This window comes from Variovorax sp. CCNWLW186 (assembly GCF_037203865.1).
Classification (GTDB): Bacteria; Pseudomonadota; Gammaproteobacteria; order Burkholderiales; family Burkholderiaceae_C; genus Variovorax.
The window spans coordinates 44,125-65,841 of sequence record NZ_JBBCBO010000016.1 but is presented as its reverse complement, the minus strand read 5'-3'; the positions used below and the strand labels follow the sequence as shown (position 1 = coordinate 65,841).

The following is a 21,717-nucleotide window of genomic DNA, read 5'->3' as shown; positions in this document are numbered from 1 at the left end:
CAAGTCGGACGCCGCGCCGTGCCGCGCGGCATCATCGAACCGTCAGGCGGCCGCCGGCCGCTCGCCGCCATGCAGCCGGCGCTCGATGTCTTCGAGCACATTGGGCAGGTCGGCCACGCTGTCGATCACATAGTGCGCGCCCGCGGCCTGCAGTTGCGCGGTGGCGCGCTCGCGATGTTCCTGCTGCTGTGCAGCATCGAGCGTCTGCCATTCGGCGAGCGTGAGTCCGGTCGCGTTGCCGCTCACCGCAAGGCCCACGGCCCAGGTACCGGCGTTGAGGCCTTCCTGCAGGCCCACGCCGGTGTCGTCGACCTTGACCACCGTGTGCGGCGGCCACACGCCCAAGTCGGCAAAGCAGCGGTACATCATGAGCGGCGACGGGCGGCCCTCGGCAAGGTCGCCGGCGCACACAAGGTTGTCGGGCGCATAGCCGCCGGCCGCGGCGATCGGCACGACCACCTCCATGATCGGGCGGTTGTAGCCCGTGGTCGAACCGATCTTGAGCCCGCGTTCTCGCGCGGCGTTGACGGCCTCCAGCGCGCCGGGAATGAACTCGGCATGGTCGCGCACGCTGGCCGCGTTCATCGGCGTGAACACTTCATAGAGGCGGTCGACATCGGCATCGTCGAAGGCATGCCCCTGACTGGCCTCCCATTGCGACGCGATGCGCGGCAGCGTGCCCAGCGCCTTGATGTGGTCCCACTTCGCCATGCCCATGGGCCCGCGTGCCTCGGCAATGGTGATGTCCACTCCGAACTGTTCGAACAGCTTCACGAAAGCGCCCATGGGCGCGCAGGAACCGAAGTCGATGATGGTGCCAGCCCAGTCGAAGACGACGGCCTGAAGCTTGGAGTGGTTGTGGGCGTTCATAAAGGGGTGTTCACCATGTCTTGAATACGTCGTGCGCAATACCGAAGCCGGTGCTCGCGCCGGTGCCGCTGGTGACCAGCACCACGCGGGTCGCGTCGTCGGGCGCATCGATCATGCAGGGTGCGGTCTTCGACGACGGATACACACCGGTCCAGCGCTCGGTGACCTGCGCTGTTTCGAGATTGAGCGTGCTGCGCAGATGGCGAAGGATGAGCTGGTCGACTTCTTCCATTGCAAACGGTTCGGGCGCTTCGCCGTAGTGGTGCGAATCGCCGACCACCAGGGAGCCATCTGCGCTCTGAACCACGATGAGGTGAATGCCATGCGCGAGCGAAGCGGCCTCTTCCTCCTGCAGCCGCGCGCGCAGCGCGGCCGCTTCGGGCAGCGTGCTGTAGCCCTCGTAGCGCACCAGGCTCAGATCCATCATTACGGAGCCCGGCAGGCGAAATCCCGCCTCGGGCTTGACGCGCAACATCTGCAGGCGGCACAGCGTGAGCGCGTGTGCGGCAATGCGGTCGGCAAACAGACCGTGCAGGTCGGTGTTGGTGCACACCACCACGCGCTCGCCGCGCAAGGTGCCGCGCGAGGTGCGCACACGCGGCGTTTCGACCTCGTGCACGGTCTCTCCGAAGCGGAACACCACGCCGTGCGCTTCGGCCAGCCATTTCGCAAGCAGGCCGATGGCGGTGCGCGACTCGACGCGCAGCTCGTGCGGGCTGAACAGCACCGAACGCGCATCGGCCAGGCTCAGTGCCGGCGCCTTGGCCTGCGCATCGGCCGCATCGAGCAGTTCGCAGGCTTCGCCCATCGGGGTTCGCATGAAGGCTTCGAGCACGTCGTGCGCTTCGCTCCGGTAGGCCGCGAGCCAGAGGTTGCGATGCACGATGTCGATACCGGCCTGCGGCGCGATTTCTTGCCAGACCTCGCGGGCGTGCATCGCGCGGCGCCAGGTGTCGCCGGGCGCCTGGCCGGTGATGGTGATGAAGCCGAAGTTGCGAATCGACGCGCCGATGCAGGCCGCATCGCGCTCGACCACGCACACCTTAAGGCCGCGCTGCGCCGCCGTGTAGGCATGGGCCATGCCCACGATGCCGGCACCGACGACGATCACGTCGAAGCTGTCTTTGCTCTTGTTGCTGCTGTCGATTCGAGGTCCGGGCATTACCGGTTTCTCCAGGTTTGGGTTCGCGCAAGCGCCCAGTGCCCTGCCAGCGCGAACACGCCACGGCCGACAGCGGCCGTGAGCATGATCAGCGAGGCCATGGCGGCCGCGGGCGCCACGTCGCCGGCATCGTCCATGTTGAGCACCGCAATGGCGGCCAGCGTGGTCTGCGGCGAGTAGAGAAACACGACGGCCGATACGGTCGTCATCGCGTTGACGAAGAAATAGCCGCCCACATTGAGCACGGTGGGCAACGACACCGGCAGGTGCACGCGCCAGAGCGTGCGCCAGAAGGGAACACCCATCGACTCGGACACCAACTCGTATTCACGGTCGAGCTGGCGCAGTGCAGTGAGCGAAGTAAGGTGCGCCACCGAGAAGAAATGCGCCACCGTGCACACCACGAGGATGGTCATGCTGCCGTAGATGGCGCGCAGCGGGTTCGAGGGCGAGATGAAGAAGAAGATGTAGCCCACGCCGAGCACCAGCCCCGGCACCGCGAGCGGCAGGTTGGCCAGCAGGTTGAGCAACTCGCGCGGCAGGCCGAAGTGGCGCGGCTTTTCGACCAGGTAGGCCGAGATGAAGGTAATGAACGCCCCAACCATCGCCGCACATACTGCGAGCCGCAGCGAGTTGAAGTAGCTGCCCCAGCCGCCGCCGTCCATGTTGCCGAAGTCGTAGTTCTTGAGCGACGGCGCGAGCTTGTAGGGCCAGTAGGTAGCAAGCGATGCGAACACCGCCATGCCGATCATCACGAGGATGGCGCAGGCCGTGATCGTGCAGAACACCAGCAGCGCGCGGTCGCGCGTTTTGACAGGCTCGGGCCGATAGGGCGTAGCGCGCGCCGAGAGCGCTGCAGCCTGTTTGCTGCGCACGTGCCGCTCGACCAAGAACGACAGCACCGCCGGAATCAACAACACCAGGCCGACCACCGCGCCCATCTGAAAATTCTGCTGCCCGACCACCTGCTTGTAGATGTCGGTGGCGAGCACGCTGGTCTGCCCGCCCACGACCTTCGGCACGCCGAAGTCGGTGATGACCAGCACAAACACCACCATCGAGGCCACGATGAGACCGTAGCGGGAGGACGGCAGCGTGACGGTGCGGAAGATGCGCCAACGAGAAGCACCAAGCGTTTGCGCCGCTTCGTAGAGACGACCATCGGAAGTGGCCATGGCGGTGGTAAGAATCAGCAGCGCATGCGGCAGCGTCCAGAACACCGACCCCAGCACAATGCCCAGCGGGCCATAGATCGACACATCGCCCAACAGCCCCTTGAAGATCCCCTGGTTGCCGAACAGATAGACCAGGCTGATGGCCGGCAACAGCGAAGGCGCAAGCAGCGGAATGAGTGCCACGGCGCGCAGAACACCCTTGGCCGGCATGCAAGAGAGCGTGAGGCCGTAGGCGTACACATAGGCAACGGCCGTGCAGATCACCGCGCTGATCGCCGCAAGCCCCAGGCTGTTGAAAGCCGACTGCACCAGTGCGGGGTTCTCGAGGTAACGCGCAAAATTGGCGAGGCCGACGAACACGCCGGTGCGGTCGAAAAAGCTCTGTCCGACCAGTGCGCCAACGGGCAGCGCGACGATCACCACCAGCAGCAATACGACGAGCCACACAGCGGCGCCTGTCAGCCAGCGTTCGCGGTCGAATTCGCTGCTGCGTGGCGTCACCGTTGGAATGGTGGCGATGGCTTCGGGAGAGCTGCTCATGTCAGCAGGACCCCGCTGGCGAATTGGCGGTGGTTGAGTTCGGGGCGGGTGCAAAGGCCACCGGGTACTCCCCTCCGCGAATGTCCCCCGGGCTTCGCCCTCCTCCTTTATTTCGCTGCGCGGAGCACCCGATGCCCTGTGCACTGGGGCACGCTGCTGACGCAACGCTGATCAACGACCGCTCTTTGCTACGCACCCGCTGGCGGGGTGCCTTGCGCAGCGAAATAAAGGAGGAGGCCGCAGGCCGGGGGACATTCGCGGAGAAAGGTTCCCCGTCGGCGGGTGCGCGCCCCGAACGACCCGCCGCAATGAGAAAGCGAGCACTCATTCAATGCGCCAGAACAGACAGCGCATTCAAAGGCAACTGGATATGCACCATGCTGCTGGGCACCAGCGGCTCCCCGCCGTCGCCCCGCGCATCGGCCGGCAGCTCGGCTTCGATCTCGATACCCAGCGGCTCGCAAGCCAGCCGTGCCGAGGTCCGGTTGCCGAAAAATTCCGTGTCCAACAGCCGCGCCGCAAAGCTGTTGGCGCCGAGTTCGGAACCGAAGCGCTTGACCACCACATGCTCGGGCCGGATGCCCACTGTGGCCTGCGCACCGACGCTCAGGCTGCCAGGCGCGCAGAACAACTCGCTGTCGCGCACACGCACCTTGCCATCGGCCAGCACCGTGGCGGGCAGCATGTTCATGCGGCCGACGAAGCCCGCCACGAAGCGCGTGCGCGGCTGGCGGTAGAGCTCGTCGGGCGTGCCGGCCTGCTCGATCCGGCCGTTGTGCATCAGCACCACGCGGTCGGCCATCGAAAGCGCTTCTTCCTGGTCGTGCGTGACCATGATGGTGACGATGCCCAGGCGCTTTTGCAGCGAGCGTATTTCACTGCGCAAGCTTGCGCGCACCTGCGCATCGAGTGCCGACAACGGTTCGTCCAAGAGCAGAAGGCGCGGGTTGGGTGCCAGCGCGCGGGCCAGTGCCACGCGCTGCTGCTGTCCGCCCGAGAGCTGCACCGGGTACTTGTCGGCATGCGCCGCCAGGCCGACCAGGTCGAGCATCTCGCGCGAGCGCTTGGCCATTTCGCGGGCCAGTGCGCCCGTGGGATGCAGGCCGTAGGCAATGTTCTGCGCGGCCGTGAGATTGGGGAACAGCGCATACGACTGGAACACCACGCCAAAGCCGCGCGCCGCGGGCGGCAGGCCCGCGATGTCCTGCCCGCCGAGCAGGATCTGCCCGCTGTCGGCGCGCTCGATGCCGCACACGATGCGCAGCAGCGTGGTCTTGCCGCAGCCCGAGGGCCCGAGCAGGCACACGAACTCGCCCGGTTCGATGTCCAGGTCGATGCCGTCGAGCACCCGCGTGGCGCCAAAGGACTTGCCGATGCCGCGAAGAGAAAGAAAGCTGGTCATCTGCTGAGGCTGAAGCTGGTGCTGTTCTCAAGCCCGATCACATCGGCTTCTTTTCCGACTTGGATTCGTAGCGCTTCGACCATTCCGTCAGGATGCGATCGCGGTTGGCGGCAGCCCAGGTGAAGTCGTTCTTGGCAAGCAGCTTCTCCACGTCGCCCGGCACGAACTCCAGCTTTTCCTGGATGCCCGGCAGTGCGAGCACCGCAAAGTTCTTCGCGTACAGCTCGTTGGCCTGCTTGGTCACGGCCCAGTCGGCGAGCGCCTTGGCGGCTTCCTGCTTCTTGCTGGTCTTCAGGATGCCGGTGGCTTCCATATCCCAGCCCAGGCCTTCCTTGGGCAGCACGATGTCGATGGGTGCGCCGTCGCGCTTGGTCTTGTTGGCGCGGTATTCGAACGACATGCCGAGCGCGAACTCGCCGGCGCCGGCCTGGCGGCAGGGCTTGCTGCCCGACTGGCTGTAGATGCCGATGTTCTGGTGCAGCGCGTCCATGTACTTCCACGCTTTTTCTTCGCCCATCATCTGGATCCAGCCCGACACCATCAGGTAGCCGGTGCCCGAAGCCGCGGGGTTGGGCATGGTGATCTGGCCCTTGTAGACCGGGTTGGTCAGGTCGGCCCAGCTGGTGGGCTTGGGCAGGCTCTTCTTCGTGGCTTCGGCGGTGTTGAAGCAGATGGCCGACGACCACACGTCCATGCCCACCCACTTGGGGGGATTGGCCGGGTCGCGCATGGTGGGCTTGATGGCGTCGAGGCCCTTGGGCGCATAGGGCTGGAGCATGCCTTCCTTGTCGAGCAGCATCAGCGAGGTGGCGGCCAGGCCCCACACCACGTCGGCCTGCGGGTTGGCCTTTTCGGCCAGCAGCTTGGCGGTGACGATGCCGGTGGAGTCGCGCACGAACTTCAGTTCGATCGCCGGGTTCTCCTTTTCGAAGGCGGCCTTGTAGGCCTGCACCTGGTCGGCCTCGAGCGCGGTGTACACCAGCAGTTCGGTGCGGCCCTGGGCCGAAGCGGCAAAGGCCAGCGAGAGCAGAGCGGCCGGCACGGCGGCCCAGCGGATAGAACGACGCAGCATGGGGAATACCTCGGAAAAGAAGACGAAGCGGAAAGGAATGCGGAAGAAGAAAGTACCCACGGCCAGCGCCATGAACGCGGCGATGCTGGCAGCGGCGTGTGACAGGCATTTGTCAGAAGGCGCGCGCCGGCACGGTGCTTGCAGGGCTTCGTCATGCCCTTGTCACCGCAATGCACGAAGCTGGCGCCCTGCCGCCTGCGCTTTCCGCCTTTTGTTTCAGAGCCATGACACTCGACCTCGCCGAGATCGCCCGCCTGTTCGCCGAACGGGGCGGGGTTGCCTATGCAGGCGAGCCGGTGTCGCAGCTCGAACATGCGCTGCAATGCGCGTGGCTGGCCGAGCAGGCCGGCGCGGAAGACGCGCTGGTCACGGCCTCGCTGCTGCATGACCTTGGCCACCTGCTGATCGCGGAGCACCAAACACTCTCGCGCTCACCCACCGAGCTCGGCATCGACGACCGCCACCAGTACATTGCAATGCCGGTGCTGCGCGGCGCCTTCGGACTGGAGGTACGCGAGCCGATTCGCCTGCATGTGGACGCCAAACGCTATCTTTGCGCGACGCGCCCCGACTACTTCGCGCGGCTTTCGCCCGATTCGGTGCGCAGCCTGGCACTGCAGGGCGGGCCGATGAGCGCCGAAGCCGTCCGGCGCTTTGCCGACCACCCCTGGTCGGGTGATGCGATCCGGCTGCGGCTCTGGGATGAAGAGGCCAAGGTGGCCGGACTGCAGACGCCGCCGCTCAAGCACTTTTTGCAGACTGCGGCGCGGGTCATGCTGCATTGAGCACTTTTCCAGGCTTCGGGCTCGGCTTCAGGCCCGTTTAAGGAACATTTGACTACTATGTTCCTCACGATGTCGGGCGCGCCTGCGCCCTAGTGAGGAAACTGCATGTCTTTATCCGTCAAGGCGCGTGCCGCCACGTTCGCCCAGGTCTTGCGCCGCGTCCTGGCCCTGTCCGCACCCTATTTCAAGTCTGAGGAGAAGTGGCGCGCCCGCGGAATGTTCGCGGCCGTGATCGCGCTGAACCTGGGCACCGTCTATGTTGCGGTGCTGCTGAACGACTGGAGCCGGGTTTTCTTCGATGCCCTGCAGAACAAGAACGAGCCAGTCTTCTGGACCCAGCTGCTGCGCTTCACCTACATCGCAATGGCTGGCATCGGCGTTGCGGTGCTCAAGTTTTATCTGACGCAGTTGCTCCAGGTGCGCTGGCGCGCATGGATGACGCGCAACTATCTCAGCCGGTGGATGGCCAACCGCACCTTCTACCGGCTGGAACTCGCCCGCTACGCTCAGAAGCCCGGCACAGCGGACGACCAGCCCGCCAATACCGACAACCCGGACCAGCGCATCCAGGAAGACATGCAAATGTTCACCGACTACACGGTGACTTTGTCGATGGGCATCCTGAACTCGGTCGTGACGCTGGTGACCTTCGTCGGCATTCTCTGGAGCCTGTCAGGGCAGTTTGCGTTCACCCTGGGGGGGCATGAATTCACCGTGCCGGGGCTGATGGTGTGGGTCGCGGTGATCTACTGCACGGTGGGCACGGTCATCACCCACTTCATCGGCCGGCCGCTGATCGGGCTCAACTTCCAGCAACAGCGCCTCGAAGCAGATTTTCGGCACCACCTGGTGCGTGTGCGCGAGTACAGCGAGGCCATTGCCCTTGATCATGGCGAGCGCGTGGAGCGCGGCCAACTCGACATGCGCTTTTCGAGCGTGCTGCGCAACTATCTTGCGCTCATCAAGCAGCAGAAGAACCTGGTCACTTTCACCGCCTCGTTCGCGCAGCTGGCCATCGTGTTTCCGTACTTCCTTGCGGCGCCCCGCTTCTTCAGCGGCGCAATCCAGTTCGGAGAAATGATGCAGATCGCCCGTGCCTTCAACACGGTACAGGACTCGCTCTCCTGGTTTGTCGAAAACTATGACCGGGTTGCAATCTGGCGCGCCACCGCCGACCGGCTCACCAGCTTCGACGAAGCCATGCGTGCGCAGGAAACGCCCAACGAGCAACTCGAACGCGACAGCGCGGTCAGCCTGGGCACCGAAGACCTGTCCATCGGACTGCCCAACGGCACGTCGCTCCTGGCGGGTGCGGCGCTGGCGGTGCAACCGGGCGACAGCGTGCTGCTGCAAGGCCCCTCGGGCAGCGGCAAATCGACTCTCTTTCGCACGTTCGCCGGCATCTGGCCGTTTGCAAATGGCCATGTGAAAGTGCCCGATGGCGCGGTGTTCATGCCGCAGCGGCCTTACGTGCCCGACGGCACCTTGCGCGATGCACTGGCCTATCCCAACCCGGCCGAGAACTACAGCGATGCCGAGCTGCGGCAGGCCCTGGTCGATGCGCTTCTGCCCGACCTGGTCAACCGCCTCGACGACAGCGACGCCTGGAGCCAGAAGCTTTCGGGCGGCGAGCAGCAGCGCCTTTCCATTGCCCGCGTGCTGCTGAAAAAGCCGTCATGGCTTTTTGCCGACGAGATCACCAGCGCCCTCGATGCCGAGGCCGAAGGCGTGCTCTACAAGCGTCTCTCCGACAGGGTGAAGGCCGCGGGTGGCGCCATGGTGTCGATTGCGCACCGGGCAGCGGTCGGCGACTTCCACAACCAGCGCTGGACGCTGGTGCCCCAGCCCGAAGGCGCACCGGCCGGCGGCGCGCGCTATCGGCTGGAGACCTCGGCCTCCGTTGCCGCCTAGGCGCGAGAGGCGTAGCGCTCCCACCCCTTCTTGCGCAAATCGCAAGCGGGGCATTCGCCGCAGCCGTAGCCCCAAGCCTGCCGATGTTCGCGGTCGCCAAGGTAGCAGGTGTGGGTTTCTTCCACGATCAGGTCGACCAGCGGCGCGCCGCCCAGGCGGTGCGCCATCTGCCAGGTTTCGGCCTTGTCGATCCACATCAGCGGCGTTTCGATGACCAGGCGGCGCTCCAGCCCGAGCGAGAGCGCGAGCTGCATCGCCTTCATGGTGTCGTCGCGGCAGTCGGGGTAGCCCGAAAAGTCGGTCTCGCAGACGCCGGTGACGATCACCTGCAGCCCGCGGCGGTAGGCCAGCGCACCGGCAAGGGTGAGGAACAGCAGGTTGCGGCCGGGCACGAAGGTGTTGGGCAGGCCGTCGGCCTGCATTTCGAACGCGACCTCTTCCGTCAGCGAGGAACCGCCGAGCTGCGCCAGTGCGGCGAGCGTGAGCACGTGGTCTTCGCCCAGCCGCGGCGCCCAGTCTGGAAAGCGCTCGCGCAGCTTCGACAGGATGCTGCCGCGCACGTCGAGCTCCACGCGGTGCCGCTGGCCGTAGTCGAAACCCAGCGTTTCGACGCGCTGGTACTTGGAGAGCGCGTCCGCGAGGCAGGTGGTCGAGTCCTGGCCACCGGAGAACAGGACGAGGGCGGTGGTGTGCAGGGGCATTTCTCTTCGACGGCGGTGGGCCGTCGCGGGTACAAAAGCCCCGATTTTCGCAGCCTGCTAGAGAAAGCGCTCGAGCAGCTTGCGCGAGGGGCGGTCGAGCGCCTTCACGTCGGGAATGCGGAACTGCACGCCGTGCGCGCTGGCAATCAGCAGCGCGCCGCCTTCGAGCCGGCGAATGTCTTCTTCGGCCTTGAGTACGAAGGTGGTTTCACCGCGGTCGGTGCTCACGGTCCAGGTGCTGGGCACGCCGAAGCTCGACACGCCATGCAGCTTCAGCAGCGTGGGCGCAAAGTCGCGCACTGCCAGCTCTTGCTCGAGCAATGCGCGCGTTTCCGCCGGCAAGACCTGAACGCGGTCGATCCAGACCAGCTCGCGGCCCTCGCCGCCGACCAGCGACACGCCCTCGCCGGGCGCGCTGAGCGGAAAGGCCCGCACAGGCGTCACGCCCACGTGGCGCTCGCCCTCGGCATCGGTCAGCACCAGGCGGCCGAAGGAATCGCGCTCGAGATTGAAGACGGGAATGTTGCCGTTCATCACGCCTCTCCCGCCGGATGCGCTGCATGGCTCACCAACGGCAGCTGGGCGCCCGCGCGTTCGTCCACAGCGCCTTCGCTCGCATCGTCGTCCGCCTGGCGCAGTTGCGCCTGGTAGAGCCGCCAGTAGGCGCCCTGCTTCGCCATCAATTCGTCGTGCGGACCGACCTCGACCACCTCGCCGCGGTCCATCACCACCAGCCGGTCGGCCTTGCGCAGCGTCGACAGGCGGTGCGCGATCGCAATGGTCGTGCGGCCCTGCACGAGGTTGTCGAGCGCCTTCTGGATTTCTTTCTCGGTCTCGGTGTCCACGGCCGACGTGGCCTCGTCGAGGATGAGGATGCGCGGGTCGATGAGCAGCGCGCGCGCAATGCTGATGCGCTGGCGCTCGCCGCCCGAAAGGCCTTGGCCGCGCTCGCCGACGAGCGAGTCGTAGCCATGCGGCAGGCGAAGAATGAAGTCATGCGCATGCGCGGCGCGCGCTGCGGCCACGATTTCTTCACGCGTGGCATCGGGCTTGCCGTAGGCGATGTTCTGCGCAATGGTGCCGAAGAACAGAAACGGCTCCTGCAGCACCAGCCCGACGTGACGCCGGTAGTCGGCCACGGCAAAGCGGCGGATGTCGGTGCCGTCGACTTTGATGGCACCATCGGTCACGTCATAGAAGCGGCAGATCAGGTTGACCAGCGTGCTCTTGCCCGAGCCGCTGTGGCCCACCAGGCCGATCATCTCGCCGGGCTCGATGGTCAGGTCGAGGTCGCGGATCACCGCGCGCGAACCGTAGCGAAAGCCCAGCCCGCTCATCTCGATGCGGCCCTGCACGCGCTCGATCTTCACCGGGTTGGCGGGCTCCGGCACGTTGCTCACGTGGTCGAGGATGTCGAAGATGCGCTTGGCGCCCGCCGCGGCCTTTTGCGTGACCGAGACGATGCGGCTCATGGAATCGAGTCGCGTGTAGAAACGGCCTATGTACGCGATGAAGGCGGTGAGCACACCCACGGTGATGCTGCCGCGCGCCACCTGCCAGATGCCGAAGCCCCACACCACCAGCAGGCCGATTTCGGTCAGCAGCGACACGGTGGGCGTGAACAGCGACCAGGTGCGGTTGAGCTTGTCGTTGACCTGCAGGTTGTAGACGTTGGCAATGCGAAAGCGCTCGGCTTCGCGGCGCTCTTGCGCAAAGGCCTTGACCACGCGAATGCCCGGAATGGTGTCGGCCAGCACGTTGGTGACCTCCGACCACACCCGGTCGATCTTCTCGAAGCCCGTGCGCAGCCGGTCGCGTACGACGTGGATCATCCAGGCGATGAAGGGCAGCGGCACCAGCGTGACCACCGCCAGCAGCGGGTTGATGGACACCAGAATGACCGCGGTCATCACGATCATCAGCACGTCGTTCGCAAAGTCGAGCGCGTGCAGCGAGAGAAACACGTTGATGCGATCGGTTTCCGAGCCGATGCGCGCCATCAGGTCACCCGTGCGCTTGCCGCCGAAATAGTCGAGCGGCAGCGTAAGCAGATGCTCGTACGTGGTGGTGCGCAAATCGGCGCCGATGCGTTCCGACACCAGCGCCAGCAGATAAGTGCGCGCCCAGCCCAGGCCCCAGCCGACCAGCGCCGCGCCCAGCAGGCCGCTGAGGTACAGCCCCACCCGGGACGGATCGATCTTCTGCCCGTTCTGGAACGGAATCAGGATGTCGTCCATCAGCGGGATGGTCAGGTACGGCGGCACCAGCGTCGCGGCGGTCGAAATCAGGGTCAGGAAGAAACCCGCGATCAGCTGCTTGCGATAAGGCTTGGCAAAGCGGCCCAGGCGCAGCAGCACCCAGGTCGAAGGGGGCGTTTGCAGCTCGGCGTCGGCGGCGGCCAGGTCGTCGCCATCGGGCTCCGCTGTCGCCTCGGCGACAACGCCGTTCGCGCGCTGGCCGAACAGCTTGAGCAGCCGCAGCGCGGCGGGCTGGTTGGCCAAGGTGAAGCGCCAGCGCGCCAGCCGGCCCTTGGCCCCGATCAGATCGAGGGTTCCGACGCCCGAATGGTCGTTGAGATACAGTTCCAGCGACTCATCGGATAGTGACCACTCACACCATTGCCCACCCGGTTGCAGCGCCATCAGCCGCCGGTCGGTCAGGGCCACAAGGCCAAACGTAAACAGAAGTTCTTCGTCGAGGTCAACCGGGAATGTGACCAGAACGTTTTCCGCGGCAGTGAGCCGGCTTTTCAGCGCGTCTGATGCCGCCTCTGTTTCGCCCTCCCGGGTGCCGACTGGATCGTGATGTTGCATTGTGTTTCTTTGACTCTTGCCCGTCGCGGGCCTCAGGGACCGCGCCATGGCGTCCTTTGTCGGGCGCCGATTCTGACCGATTGCCATGGGCGCGCTTGAAGGCGCCGTGGTGCTCGGCCAAAGCACATCGAACGTTTGCATGACCCGTTTCGACGACATCCGCCTGTTGCGCATCAACTATTTGCGCGGCCCCAACCTCTGGACCTACCGTCCGGTGCTCGAAGTGTGGCTCGACCTGGGCCAGCTGGAAGACTACCCCTCCAACAAGATCGACGGGTTTACCGACCGCCTGACGACCCTGCTGCCGGCGCTCATCGAGCACCACTGCGGCGTGGGCGAACGCGGCGGCTTCATCCAGCGGCTGACCGAAGGCACCTGGTCGGGCCACGTGCTCGAACACGTGGTGATCGAACTCTTGAACCTGGCGGGCATGCCGACCGGTTTCGGCCAGACCCGCAGCACCTCGGAGCACGGCGTCTACCGCATGGTGTTTCGCGCGCGCGACGAGCAGGTGGCCCGGGTGGCGCTGGCCGAAGGCCACCGCCTGCTGATGGCGGCCATCAACAACGACCCGTTCACCGCCGCCGACGTGCAAAAGGCGGTCGATGCGGTCAAGGCCAAGGTCGAAGACTGCTACCTGGGCCCGAGCACCGCGGCCATCGTGTCCGCAGCCACGGACCGCGGCATTCCGCACATGCGGCTGAACAGCGGCAACCTGGTGCAGCTGGGCTACGGCGCCAACCAGCAGCGCATCTGGACCGCCGAGACCGACTACACCAGTGCCATCGGCGAATCGATTGCCAGCGACAAGGAACTGACCAAGTCGCTGCTCGCCAGCTGCGGCGTACCGGTGCCCGAAGGCCAGGTAGTGGCCAGCGCCGAAGAAGCCTGGGAAGCCGCCGAAGACATCGGCCTGCCGGTGGTCGTGAAGCCTTCGGACGCCAACCACGGCCGCGGCGTGTCGCTCGAACTCACCACGCGCGAAGAAGTCATGGCCGCTTTCGCGGTGGCCGAGCCCGAAGGCAGCGATGTGATGGTCGAGCGCTTCATTCGCGGCCACGAACACCGCCTGCTGGTGGTGGGCGGCGAAGTGGTGGCGGCCGCGCGCGGCGAGATCATTACCGTGACGGGCGACGGCAAGAGCACCGTGGCCGAACTCATCGAAAAGCAGCTCAACAGCGACCCGCGCCGCGGCGCTGAAGAAGAGTACCCGCTCGACCTGATCGTGCTGGCCACCGATGCCAAGCTGCAACTCGAGCTCAAGCGCCAGGAGCTCGACGGTGCTTCCGTGCCGGCCGCGAGCCGCGTGGTCACCATCCAGCGCAACGGCAACATGGCCAACGACTGCACCGACCAGGTCCATCCCGAAGTGGCGCATGCCGCCGTGCTGGCCGCGCGCGTGGTGGGCCTCGACATTGCGGGCATCGACCTCGTGGCGCAGGACATCGGCAAGCCGCTCGGCCCGCAGCGCGGCGCCATCGTCGAAGTGAATGCCGGCCCCGGCCTCTTGATGCACCTGAAGCCGGCCGTCGGTTCGCCGCGCCCGGTGGGCCGCGCGATTTGCGACCACCTGTTCCCCAACGACGCACCGGGCCGTATTCCGGTGGTGGGCGTTGCAGGCTCCCAAGGCACCGCCGTGCTTGCGCGGCTGGTCGCCTGGGTCATCAACCTTGGCGGGCGCCACACCGGCCTTGCCTGCCGCGACGGCCTGTTCCTCGAGCGCCGCCGCGTCGATGCACGCGACAGCGCCAACTGGGACGCCGGCCACCGCCTGCTCGTGAACCGCGCGGTGGAAGCCGTCGTCATCGAGAACGGCGCCGAAACGATCCTGCGCGACGGCCTTGCGTACGACCGCTGCGAAGTGGGCATCGTCACCGACCTGGAAGGCGTGGAGGCGCTGGCCGACTACGACATCACCGAAAGCGACCAGATGGTCAAGGTGCTGCGCACGCAGGTCGACGTGGTTCTGGCCGAAGGAACAGCCGTGCTCAACGCGGGCGATCCGCGCGTGGCGGGCCTGGCGCCGCTGTGCGACGGCTCCGTCATCCTGTATGCCGCCGATCCGCAGGCGCCTGCCCTCACCGCACACCAGGCCGCGGGCGGCAAGGCCGTGCTGGTGCGGCAAGACCGCGTGGTGCTGGCCACCGGCAGCAGCGAATCGTTCCTGCCCGGCCTCGGCCGCCTGACCGTCTGGCGCGCCACGCATGCGGGCGTCAGCCTCGAGAGCCTGCTGGCCGCGGTGGCCGCAGCCTGGGCGCTGGGCATTCCGCTGAACCTCATCGGTGCGGGTGTCGAGGCTTTCGAAGCCGACCTGCAGGCGGCGCTGGCCTCGCTGCAGCTCTCGCAGACGCAGCCGCTTTCGTCCCAACCCCAATTTGCCTGATGCGCGCCGCCCCATGAAAGTTACCCGTATCCGCGCCTTGCGCGGTCCCAATCTCTGGAGCCGCCACACCGCCATCGAAGCGGTCGTTGCCTGCGAAGGCAATGAAAACGCCATCAGCCGTTTGCCGGGCTTCGAAGCCCGCCTGCGTGCGCGCTTTCCCACCATCGGCGAACTGCACCCGATGGTGCTGGGCCAGCCGCTGGCACTCGCGCACGTGCTCGAGAACGCCGCCGTGGCGCTGCAGGCGCAGGCCGGCTGTGCCGTCAACTTCGGCCACACCTCGCCCACCGTGGAAGAAGGCGTGTACCAGGTCACCTTCCAATACACCGAAGAAGCCGTCGGGCGCCGCGCGCTCGCGCTGGCCGAAGAGCTGATTGCCGCCGCACTGGCCGACACGGCCTTCGACGCCTCCGCCGCCATCACTGAATTGCGCGACCTCGACGAGTCGGAGCGGCTCGGCCCGAGCACCGGCTCCATCGTCGATGCCGCCGTGGCCCGCGGCATTCCGTACCGCCGCCTCACCAGCGGCAGCCTGGTGCAGTTCGGCTGGGGCTCCAAGCAACGCCGCATCCAGGCGGCCGAAATCGACAGCACCAGCGGCGTGGCCGAATCGATTGCGCAGGACAAGGAACTCACCAAGCAGCTGCTCAATGCCGCCGGCGTGCCCGTGCCGCTGGGCCGGCCGGTGGCCGACGCCGACGACGGCTGGGCCGCGGCCATGGAAATCGGCCTGCCGGTGGTGGTGAAGCCGCAGGACGGCAACCAGGGCAAGGGCGTCACGGTCAACATCACGACGCGCGAGCAGCTCACGGCCGCCTACGAATCGGCCGCAGCGTACGGCGAAGTCATGGTCGAGAAGTTTCTGCCGGGCTTCGACTTTCGCCTGCTGGTGGTGGGCGACCGCCTCGTGGCCGCCGCGCGGCGCGATCCGCCGAACGTGATCGGCGATGGCAACTCCACCGTGCGCCAGCTGGTCGACGCAGTGAACCTCGACCCGCGCCGCGGCGAAGGCCATGCCACCTCGCTCACCAAGATTCGCCTGGACGATATTGCCATCGGCCGGCTCGAGGCTCAGGGCCTCACGCCCGAGAGCGTGCCCGCGCGCGGTGAGCGCGTGGTGCTGCGCAACAACGCCAACCTTTCCACCGGCGGCACCGCCACCGACGTCACTGACACCGTGCACCCCGAGGTGGCCGCGCGCGCCGTCGATGCGGCGCAGATGGTGGGCCTGCACATCTGCGGCGTCGACATGGTGTGCGAAAACGTGCTGCGCCCGCTCGAAGAGCAGCACGGCGGCGTGGTCGAAGTGAATGCCGCGCCCGGCCTGCGCATGCACATCTCGCCCTCCTTCGGCCGCGGCCGCGCGGTCGGCGAGGCCATCGTGGACACGCTCTTCGCCCCCGGCGACGACGGCCGCATTCCCGTGGTGGCCGTCACAGGCACCAACGGCAAGACCACCACGGCGCGCCTCATCAACCACCTGCTCGCATCGAGCGGCCTGCGCACCGGCATGACCAACACCGACGGCGTGTACGTCGACGGCCGCCAGACCGACAGCGGCGACTGCAGCGGCCCCAAGAGCGCGCGCAACGTGCTCATGCACCCCGACGTGGATGCGGCCGTGTTCGAAGTGGCGCGCGGCGGCGTACTGCGCGAAGGCCTCGGCTTCGACCGCTGCCAGGTGGCCGTGGTCACCAACATCGGCAGCGGCGACCACCTGGGCCTGAACTACATCACCACGGTCGAAGACCTGGCGGTGCTCAAGCGCGTGATCGTCCGCAACGTGGCGACCGACGGCTATGCGGTGCTCAACGCCGCGGACCCCAACGTGGCCGCCATGGCCGCCGGCTGCCCCGGCCACGTGATCTTCTTCACCGCCGACCGCCAGCATCCGGTCATGGCCACGCACCGCGCACAGGGCAAGCGCACGGTGTACGTCGACCAGGACGCATTGGTGGCGGCCGAGGGCTCGTGGCGCGAGCGCATTGCGCTGCGCGACGTGCCGATCACGCGCAACGGCACCATCGGTTTCCAGGTCGACAACGTGATGGCTTCGGTGGCCGCGGCGTGGGCCGTGGGCCTGGACTGGGACACCATCCGCAGCGGCCTCGCAAGCTTTATGAACGACGCGGCCGGCGTGCCGGGGCGCTTCAACGTCATGGATTACCGCGGCGCCACCGTGATTGCCGACTACGGCCACAACACCGACGCCATGCGCGCGCTGGTGTCGGCCGTGGACACCATGCCGGCCAACAAGCGCTCGGTGGTGATCAGCGGCGCGGGCGACCGGCGCGATTCCGACATTCGCGACCAGACGGCCATCCTGGGCCAGGCTTTCGACGACGTGATCCTCTACCAGGACGCAGCCCAGCGCGGCCGTGCCGACGGCGAGGTAATGGCGCTGCTGCGCCAGGGCCTGCAAGGCGCGGCACGCACGCGCTACATCGACGAGATCCGCGGGGAGTTCGTTGCCATCGACACCGCGCTCGCGCGGCTGCAACCCGGCGACCTGTCGCTGATCCTGGTCGACCAGGTCGAAGAAGCGCTCGCACACCTGGCACAGCGCATCGCAGCGGGCTGATCCCGGCGGGTGCCGGACACGTCCCACACGCATCGGCGAGTCTGGCCGGGGCTGCTGTCTCTGCAGTCCCACACCCCTTAGGGGGCGGCCGGACCACACTGTTGCTCCGGTCGCGCTTTCGGAGGGCGCGCCTCAACCAGGAGCACCCGATGACAACAACAGTTCGTTCCAACCTTTCTGCTGCCGCGCTTTTTGCAGCAAGCAGCTTCTTCATAACTGCCCCGGCGCTGGCCCAGGCGCCCGGTTCCGCGGAACGCGCCCAGCAGGAGCGCGCCGTGTGCGACGGCGTCCAGCAGGACCGCGCCGCATGTCTTCGCGAGGCCGGTGCCGCGCGGCAGGAAGCGCAGCGCAATGGCCTGACCAACGTGGGCCCGGGCCGCGCAGACGCCAATGCCATGGCGCGTTGCCGCGAACAGCCGGTTGCCGACCGCGCCGATTGCGAAGCCCGCCTGCAGGGCGGCGCACGCACCACCACTGAAGGCAGCGTGATGGGCGGCGGCGTCATCCGCGAAACCGTGACACCCCTGCCCCCGCAACCTGCCGCGCCTTCGCGCTGAGCAGCCATCCACGCGTGGAACCTGGCTTGAAGCAGCCTGTCGAACAGTTTTCGTTTCACGCCACTTAGAGGAGCACACCATGAACAGCACAGCACGTTCGATGATTGCCGCCCTGATTGCCGTGGGCGGTATTGCCGCGGCCACATCGGCCTCGGCGCAGCCGCGTCGCGGCGATTCCACCTACCACCAGGAGATCGCGGTCTGCGGGCACAACCAGCAAGACCGGGCCGCCTGCATTCGCGAAGCCGGCGCCGCACGCCAGGAAGCCGCTCGCGGCGGCCTGACCAGCGCGCCCGACTACCAGCGCAACGCGCTCGCGCGCTGCGGACTGCAGCCGCCGGCCGATCGCGCCGACTGCGAAGCACGCGTGCTTGGCGGCAGTGGCAACACCCGCGGTGCCGTCGATGGCAGCGTGATGGGCGGCGGCGTGATCCGCGAATCGGTCACCACCGTGGTCATGCCGGCTCCTGCCGTGATGCCGGCTCCAGTGCCCGCGCCTTCACGCGTACCGGCTCCGGCGATCGCGCCGATGGCTCCCATGACGCCGATCGCGCCCATGCAGCCGGCGCCGCTGCCCGCACGCTGATGCAGCGCTGAGGTCGGCAGCTGCGGCACCCGTCGCCGCCTTTCGATGCGGCGACGGGCTGCATACACCAGGCCCGCGCACGCTGCGATGACCCCGCTTGTCACACGACTGTCATAAAGCACGGCGGGCTGCTAGCTATAGTTCTCGGTCTCTGCCTACCGAGGAAACCTTTCCCATGAATGCCATCAAGGTCGCTCGCCGATTCATAGAAACGGACCCGGCCAACGAATCGGCCAAGATCCTGGCCCAGCTCGTGTTGGCGCTCGAATCCGAACGCAGCTTCGAGCTGGTCACGCTCTACAGCCTTGACTACAAGAGCTTCGAGCTCGCCATGGACATCCTGAAGGAATGGCGGCTGGACCGCTATTACGCGAGCAAGTCGAAGCTGTTCGACCTGTCGCTGCAGGTGAGCGAACTCGAGAAGAGCTGAGCGCCCTTCTCTTTCAAGTCTTTTCTCTTCAGCGCGCCCAGCGCAGCACCAGCGGATCGAGCCGTTTCGCGGTTTCGATCAGCCCTGCGCGCGTGTCCGGGTGCATTGCCGGCAAAGGATGCCGCGGTGCCTCGCAGGCAATCACGCCGCCTTCCTTCATGAGCGACTTGCAGGCCAGGAGGCCGGCTTGCCGGTTCTCGTAGTTGATGAGCGGCAGCCACTGCTGGTAAAGCGCAAAGGCCTTGTCGCGGTCGCCGGCGCGGTGCGCCTCGATGATCGGGCGAATGCCGTCCGGGTAGCCCCCGCCGGTCATTGAGCCCGTGGCGCCGGCATCGAGGTCGGGCATCAGCGTGATGGCTTCCTCGCCATCCCACGGGCCTTCGATGGCGTCGCCGCCAAGGCGGATCAGCTCGCGCAGCTTCGAGGCCGCGCCGGGCGTCTCGATCTTGAAGTACGCGACCTGCTCGATCTCCTTGGCCATGCGCGCGAGGAACGGCGCCGACAGCACCGTGCCGCTCGCCGGTGCGTCCTGGATCATGATCGGAATACTCACCGCATCTGACAGGCCGGCGTAGAACTCGAAGATCTGCGGCTCGGGCACACGGAACGTGGCGCCGTGATAGGGAGGCATCACCATCAGCATGGCCGCGCCCATGTCCTGCGCGCGCCGGCTGCGCTCGGCGCACACCTTGGTGCTGTAGTGCGTGGTGGTCACGATCACCGGCACGCGGCCGTTCACGTGCTCCAGCATCGTGCGCGTAAGCACCTCGCGCTCTTCGTCGGACAGCACGAACTGTTCGGAAAAATTGGCCAGGATGCACAGGCCGTCGGAGCCGGCATCGATCATGAAATCGACGCAGCGCTTCTGGCTTTCGAGGTCGAGCGCGCCCTGTTCGGTAAAGGTGGTGGGCACCACCGGGAAGATGCCGCGGTATCTGGGAGTCATGTTGGATCAGTGTGAGTGACGGGGAACGGCGGAGCCTCTGCAGCCCACCAGAAAGTCGAAGTCGCAGCCTTCATCGGCCTGCAGCACGTGGTTGACGTAGAGCTTCTGGTAGCCGCCGCCGCGCGTGCTCATGGGCTGTGCGTCCTTGCTCGAAAGCGATGCCAGGCGCGCCGCCAGCTCTTCGTCGCTGATGTCCAGGTGCAGCCGGCCTGCATCGCAATCGAGCTCGATCCAGTCGCCGTCGCGCACCGCCGCAAGCGGCCCGCCATCGGCCGCTTCGGGCGCGACGTGCAGCACCACCGTGCCGTAGGCCGTGCCGCTCATGCGCGCATCCGAAATGCGCACCATGTCCTTCACGCCCTGGCGCAGCAGCTTGGGCGGCAGGCCCATGTTGCCGACTTCGGCCATGCCGGGGTAGCCCTTGGGGCCGCAGTTCTTCATCACCATTACGGAGCTGGCGTCGATCTCCAGGCTTTCATCGACGATGCGCTCCTTGTAGTGCTCGAGGTTCTCGAACACCACGGCCCGACCGCGATGCTTCAGCAACTCTGGCGACGCTGCGGACGGCTTGAGCACCGCGCCGCGCGGCGACAAATTGCCGCGCAGGATGCGAATGCCGCCGTCGGCGATCAACGGCTTGTCCAGCGGCCGGATCACCTCGTCGTCGAGGCTCGGCGCCTCGCGCACGTTGTCCCAGATCGACTGGCCGTTGACGGTGAGCGCGCCGGGGTGCGGCAGCAGGCCGGCTTCGCCAAGGCGCCGCAGCACCGCAGGCAGGCCGCCGGCGTAATAGAACTCTTCCATCAGGAAGCGGCCCGAGGGCATCAGGTCGACGATGGTCGGCGTGTTGCTGCCGATGCGCGTCCAGTCCTCCAGCTCGAGGTCGACGCCGATGCGCCCAGCAATGGCCTTCAGGTGAATCACCGCGTTCGTCGATCCGCCGATGGCCGCATTGACGCGAATCGCATTCTCGAAAGCCTCGCGCGTGAGAATCTTCGAGAGCGTGAGGCCCTCCTTCGCCATTTCGACAGCGCGCATGCCCGACATCTGCGCAAGCACATAGCGCCGCGCATCGACCGCCGGAATGGCCGCGTTGTGCGGCAGCGAGGCGCCCAGAGCTTCGGCCATGCAGGCCATCGTCGAGGCCGTGCCCATGGTGTTGCAGGTGCCCGCCGAGCGAGACATGCCGCCTTCGGCCGAAAGGAACTGGTGCAGGTTGATCTCACCGGCCTTCAGCGACTCGTGCAACTGCCACACGGCCGTGCCCGAGCCGATGTTCTTGCCTTCGAGCTTGCCATTGAGCATCGGCCCGCCCGTGACGACGATGGCGGGAATGTCGCAGCTTGCCGCGCCCATCAGCAGTGCGGGCGTGGTCTTGTCGCAGCCCGTGAGCAGCACCACCGCATCGACCGGGTTGCCGCGAATGGCTTCTTCCACGTCCATGCTCGCAAGATTGCGCGTGAGCATGGCGGTGGGCCGCAGGTTCGATTCGCCGTTGGAGAACACCGGAAACTCGACCGGAAAGCCGCCCGCCTCGGAGATGCCGCGCTTCACATGCTCGGCGATCTTGCGGAAGTGCGCGTTGCACGGCGTGAGCTCCGACCATGTGTTGCAGATGCCGATGATCGGGCGGCCGTCGAACTCGTGGTCCGGTATGCCCTGGTTCTTCATCCAGCTGCGGTACATGAAGCCGTTCTTGTCGGCCGAGCCGAACCATTCGGTCGAGCGAAGCTTCTTCTTGGGAGTTTGGTCCGGCATGCGGAAGTTTCCTGAAAGCGAGAGAAAAGAGAAAAACAACGAACG

The 21,717-nt window shown here is 66.6% G+C and carries 17 protein-coding genes; 7 read left to right on the top strand and 10 right to left on the bottom strand.

Going from position 1 to position 21,717, the window contains the following annotated elements; all coding sequences use genetic code 11:
• Positions 1-42 precede the first annotated feature (42 nt).
• The 5 genes from phnX to V9K97_RS18815 all read right to left on the bottom strand — a co-directional run bounded on the left by phnX (position 43) and on the right by V9K97_RS18815 (position 6,221).
• The gene (phnX, locus tag V9K97_RS18835; protein ID WP_337298089.1) at positions 43-870 is read right to left on the bottom strand and encodes a phosphonoacetaldehyde hydrolase; all 828 of its coding nucleotides are present in this window, start codon (positions 868-870) and stop codon (positions 43-45) included.
• Positions 871-880: 10 nt separating this feature from the next.
• A complete protein-coding gene (locus V9K97_RS18830; protein WP_337319950.1) occupies positions 881-2,032 on the bottom strand; it encodes a TIGR03364 family FAD-dependent oxidoreductase in 1,152 nt (383 codons plus the stop codon).
• Positions 2,032-3,747, bottom strand: coding sequence for a putative 2-aminoethylphosphonate ABC transporter permease subunit (locus tag V9K97_RS18825; protein ID WP_337319949.1), 1,716 nt, complete (start codon positions 3,745-3,747; stop codon positions 2,032-2,034). The genes V9K97_RS18830 and V9K97_RS18825 overlap by 1 nt, the downstream gene beginning before the upstream one ends.
• 328 nt (positions 3,748-4,075) lie before the next feature.
• Positions 4,076-5,149: an ABC transporter ATP-binding protein gene (locus V9K97_RS18820; protein ID WP_337298086.1), complete on the bottom strand. Its 1,074-nt coding sequence runs from the start codon at positions 5,147-5,149 to the stop codon at positions 4,076-4,078.
• Between the two features lie 37 nt (positions 5,150-5,186).
• Entirely contained in the window at positions 5,187-6,221 is a 1,035-nt protein-coding gene (locus V9K97_RS18815; protein WP_337319947.1) for a putative 2-aminoethylphosphonate ABC transporter substrate-binding protein, read from the bottom strand.
• 224 nt (positions 6,222-6,445) lie between these two features.
• Here V9K97_RS18815 and V9K97_RS18810 point away from each other — a divergent pair, with 224 nt between their 5' ends.
• Positions 6,446-7,006 (top strand): phosphonate degradation HD-domain oxygenase, encoded by a 561-nt coding sequence (locus V9K97_RS18810; RefSeq protein WP_337319945.1) that lies wholly within the window; start codon positions 6,446-6,448, stop codon positions 7,004-7,006.
• A 105-nt stretch (positions 7,007-7,111) separates the two neighbouring features.
• Positions 7,112-8,917: an ABC transporter ATP-binding protein/permease gene (locus tag V9K97_RS18805; RefSeq protein ID WP_337319943.1), complete on the top strand. Its 1,806-nt coding sequence runs from the start codon at positions 7,112-7,114 to the stop codon at positions 8,915-8,917.
• On the opposite strand, the gene queC is transcribed toward V9K97_RS18805, so the two are convergent.
• From queC to V9K97_RS18790, 3 genes are read right to left on the bottom strand one after another with little or no spacing between them, the layout of a single operon-like run.
• A complete protein-coding gene (gene queC / locus V9K97_RS18800) occupies positions 8,914-9,618 on the bottom strand; it encodes a 7-cyano-7-deazaguanine synthase QueC (protein WP_337319941.1) in 705 nt (234 codons plus the stop codon). The genes V9K97_RS18805 and queC overlap by 4 nt on opposite strands.
• Before the next feature lie 57 nt (positions 9,619-9,675).
• Complete coding sequence (locus tag V9K97_RS18795; RefSeq protein ID WP_337319940.1) at positions 9,676-10,152, bottom strand: cyanophycin metabolism-associated DUF1854 family protein; 477 nt, start codon at positions 10,150-10,152, stop codon at positions 9,676-9,678.
• A complete protein-coding gene (locus V9K97_RS18790) occupies positions 10,152-12,431 on the bottom strand; it encodes a cyanophycin metabolism-associated ABC transporter (RefSeq protein WP_337319938.1) in 2,280 nt (759 codons plus the stop codon). The genes V9K97_RS18795 and V9K97_RS18790 overlap by 1 nt, the downstream gene beginning before the upstream one ends.
• A 139-nt stretch (positions 12,432-12,570) precedes the next feature.
• Here V9K97_RS18790 and V9K97_RS18785 point away from each other — a divergent pair, with 139 nt between their 5' ends.
• The 5 genes from V9K97_RS18785 (at position 12,571) to V9K97_RS18765 (ending at position 18,968) form a co-directional block, all read left to right on the top strand.
• Positions 12,571-14,814, top strand: a complete 2,244-nt coding sequence (locus V9K97_RS18785) for a cyanophycin synthetase (protein ID WP_337319935.1) — start codon at positions 12,571-12,573, stop codon at positions 14,812-14,814.
• Between the two features lie 13 nt (positions 14,815-14,827).
• A complete protein-coding gene (gene cphA, locus V9K97_RS18780; protein WP_337319933.1) occupies positions 14,828-17,395 on the top strand; it encodes a cyanophycin synthetase in 2,568 nt (855 codons plus the stop codon).
• Between the two features lie 149 nt (positions 17,396-17,544).
• Positions 17,545-17,952, top strand: coding sequence for a hypothetical protein (locus V9K97_RS18775; protein ID WP_337319932.1), 408 nt, complete (start codon positions 17,545-17,547; stop codon positions 17,950-17,952).
• Between the two features lie 79 nt (positions 17,953-18,031).
• A complete protein-coding gene (locus V9K97_RS18770) occupies positions 18,032-18,538 on the top strand; it encodes a hypothetical protein (RefSeq protein ID WP_337319930.1) in 507 nt (168 codons plus the stop codon).
• 175 nt (positions 18,539-18,713) lie between these two features.
• Positions 18,714-18,968, top strand: a complete 255-nt coding sequence (locus V9K97_RS18765; RefSeq protein ID WP_012746204.1) for a hypothetical protein — start codon at positions 18,714-18,716, stop codon at positions 18,966-18,968.
• A 28-nt stretch (positions 18,969-18,996) separates the two neighbouring features.
• Here V9K97_RS18765 and V9K97_RS18760 read toward each other — a convergent pair whose 3' ends face one another.
• Both V9K97_RS18760 and V9K97_RS18755 read right to left on the bottom strand, forming a co-directional pair.
• Entirely contained in the window at positions 18,997-19,914 is a 918-nt protein-coding gene (locus V9K97_RS18760) for a dihydrodipicolinate synthase family protein (protein ID WP_337298075.1), read from the bottom strand.
• A 6-nt stretch (positions 19,915-19,920) separates the two neighbouring features.
• The gene (locus V9K97_RS18755; protein WP_337319928.1) at positions 19,921-21,672 is read right to left on the bottom strand and encodes an IlvD/Edd family dehydratase; all 1,752 of its coding nucleotides are present in this window, start codon (positions 21,670-21,672) and stop codon (positions 19,921-19,923) included.
• Between the last annotated feature and the right edge of the window lie 45 nt (positions 21,673-21,717).

Bases quoted from the DNA above. Each gene is read 5' to 3' on its own strand.
- V9K97_RS18820 (WP_337298086.1), bottom strand. From the start codon at position 5,149: ATGACCAGCTTTCTTTCTCTTCGCGGCATCGGCAAGTCCTTTGGCGCC.
- V9K97_RS18755 (WP_337319928.1), bottom strand. From the start codon at position 21,672: ATGCCGGACCAAACTCCCAAGAAGAAGCTTCGCTCGACCGAATGGTTC.
- V9K97_RS18760 (WP_337298075.1), bottom strand. From the start codon at position 19,914: ATGACTCCCAGATACCGCGGCATCTTCCCGGTGGTGCCCACCACCTTT.
- V9K97_RS18825 (WP_337319949.1), bottom strand. From the start codon at position 3,747: ATGAGCAGCTCTCCCGAAGCCATCGCCACCATTCCAACGGTGACGCCA.
- V9K97_RS18810 (WP_337319945.1), top strand. From the start codon at position 6,446: ATGACACTCGACCTCGCCGAGATCGCCCGCCTGTTCGCCGAACGGGGC.
- V9K97_RS18795 (WP_337319940.1), bottom strand. From the start codon at position 10,152: ATGAACGGCAACATTCCCGTCTTCAATCTCGAGCGCGATTCCTTCGGC.
- queC (WP_337319941.1), bottom strand. From the start codon at position 9,618: ATGCCCCTGCACACCACCGCCCTCGTCCTGTTCTCCGGTGGCCAGGAC.
- V9K97_RS18775 (WP_337319932.1), top strand. From the start codon at position 17,545: ATGACAACAACAGTTCGTTCCAACCTTTCTGCTGCCGCGCTTTTTGCA.
- V9K97_RS18790 (WP_337319938.1), bottom strand. From the start codon at position 12,431: ATGCAACATCACGATCCAGTCGGCACCCGGGAGGGCGAAACAGAGGCG.
- V9K97_RS18785 (WP_337319935.1), top strand. From the start codon at position 12,571: ATGACCCGTTTCGACGACATCCGCCTGTTGCGCATCAACTATTTGCGC.
- V9K97_RS18830 (WP_337319950.1), bottom strand. From the start codon at position 2,032: ATGCCCGGACCTCGAATCGACAGCAGCAACAAGAGCAAAGACAGCTTC.
- V9K97_RS18815 (WP_337319947.1), bottom strand. From the start codon at position 6,221: ATGCTGCGTCGTTCTATCCGCTGGGCCGCCGTGCCGGCCGCTCTGCTC.
- phnX (WP_337298089.1), bottom strand. From the start codon at position 870: ATGAACGCCCACAACCACTCCAAGCTTCAGGCCGTCGTCTTCGACTGG.
- cphA (WP_337319933.1), top strand. From the start codon at position 14,828: ATGAAAGTTACCCGTATCCGCGCCTTGCGCGGTCCCAATCTCTGGAGC.
- V9K97_RS18765 (WP_012746204.1), top strand. From the start codon at position 18,714: ATGAATGCCATCAAGGTCGCTCGCCGATTCATAGAAACGGACCCGGCC.
- V9K97_RS18770 (WP_337319930.1), top strand. From the start codon at position 18,032: ATGAACAGCACAGCACGTTCGATGATTGCCGCCCTGATTGCCGTGGGC.
- V9K97_RS18805 (WP_337319943.1), top strand. From the start codon at position 7,112: ATGTCTTTATCCGTCAAGGCGCGTGCCGCCACGTTCGCCCAGGTCTTG.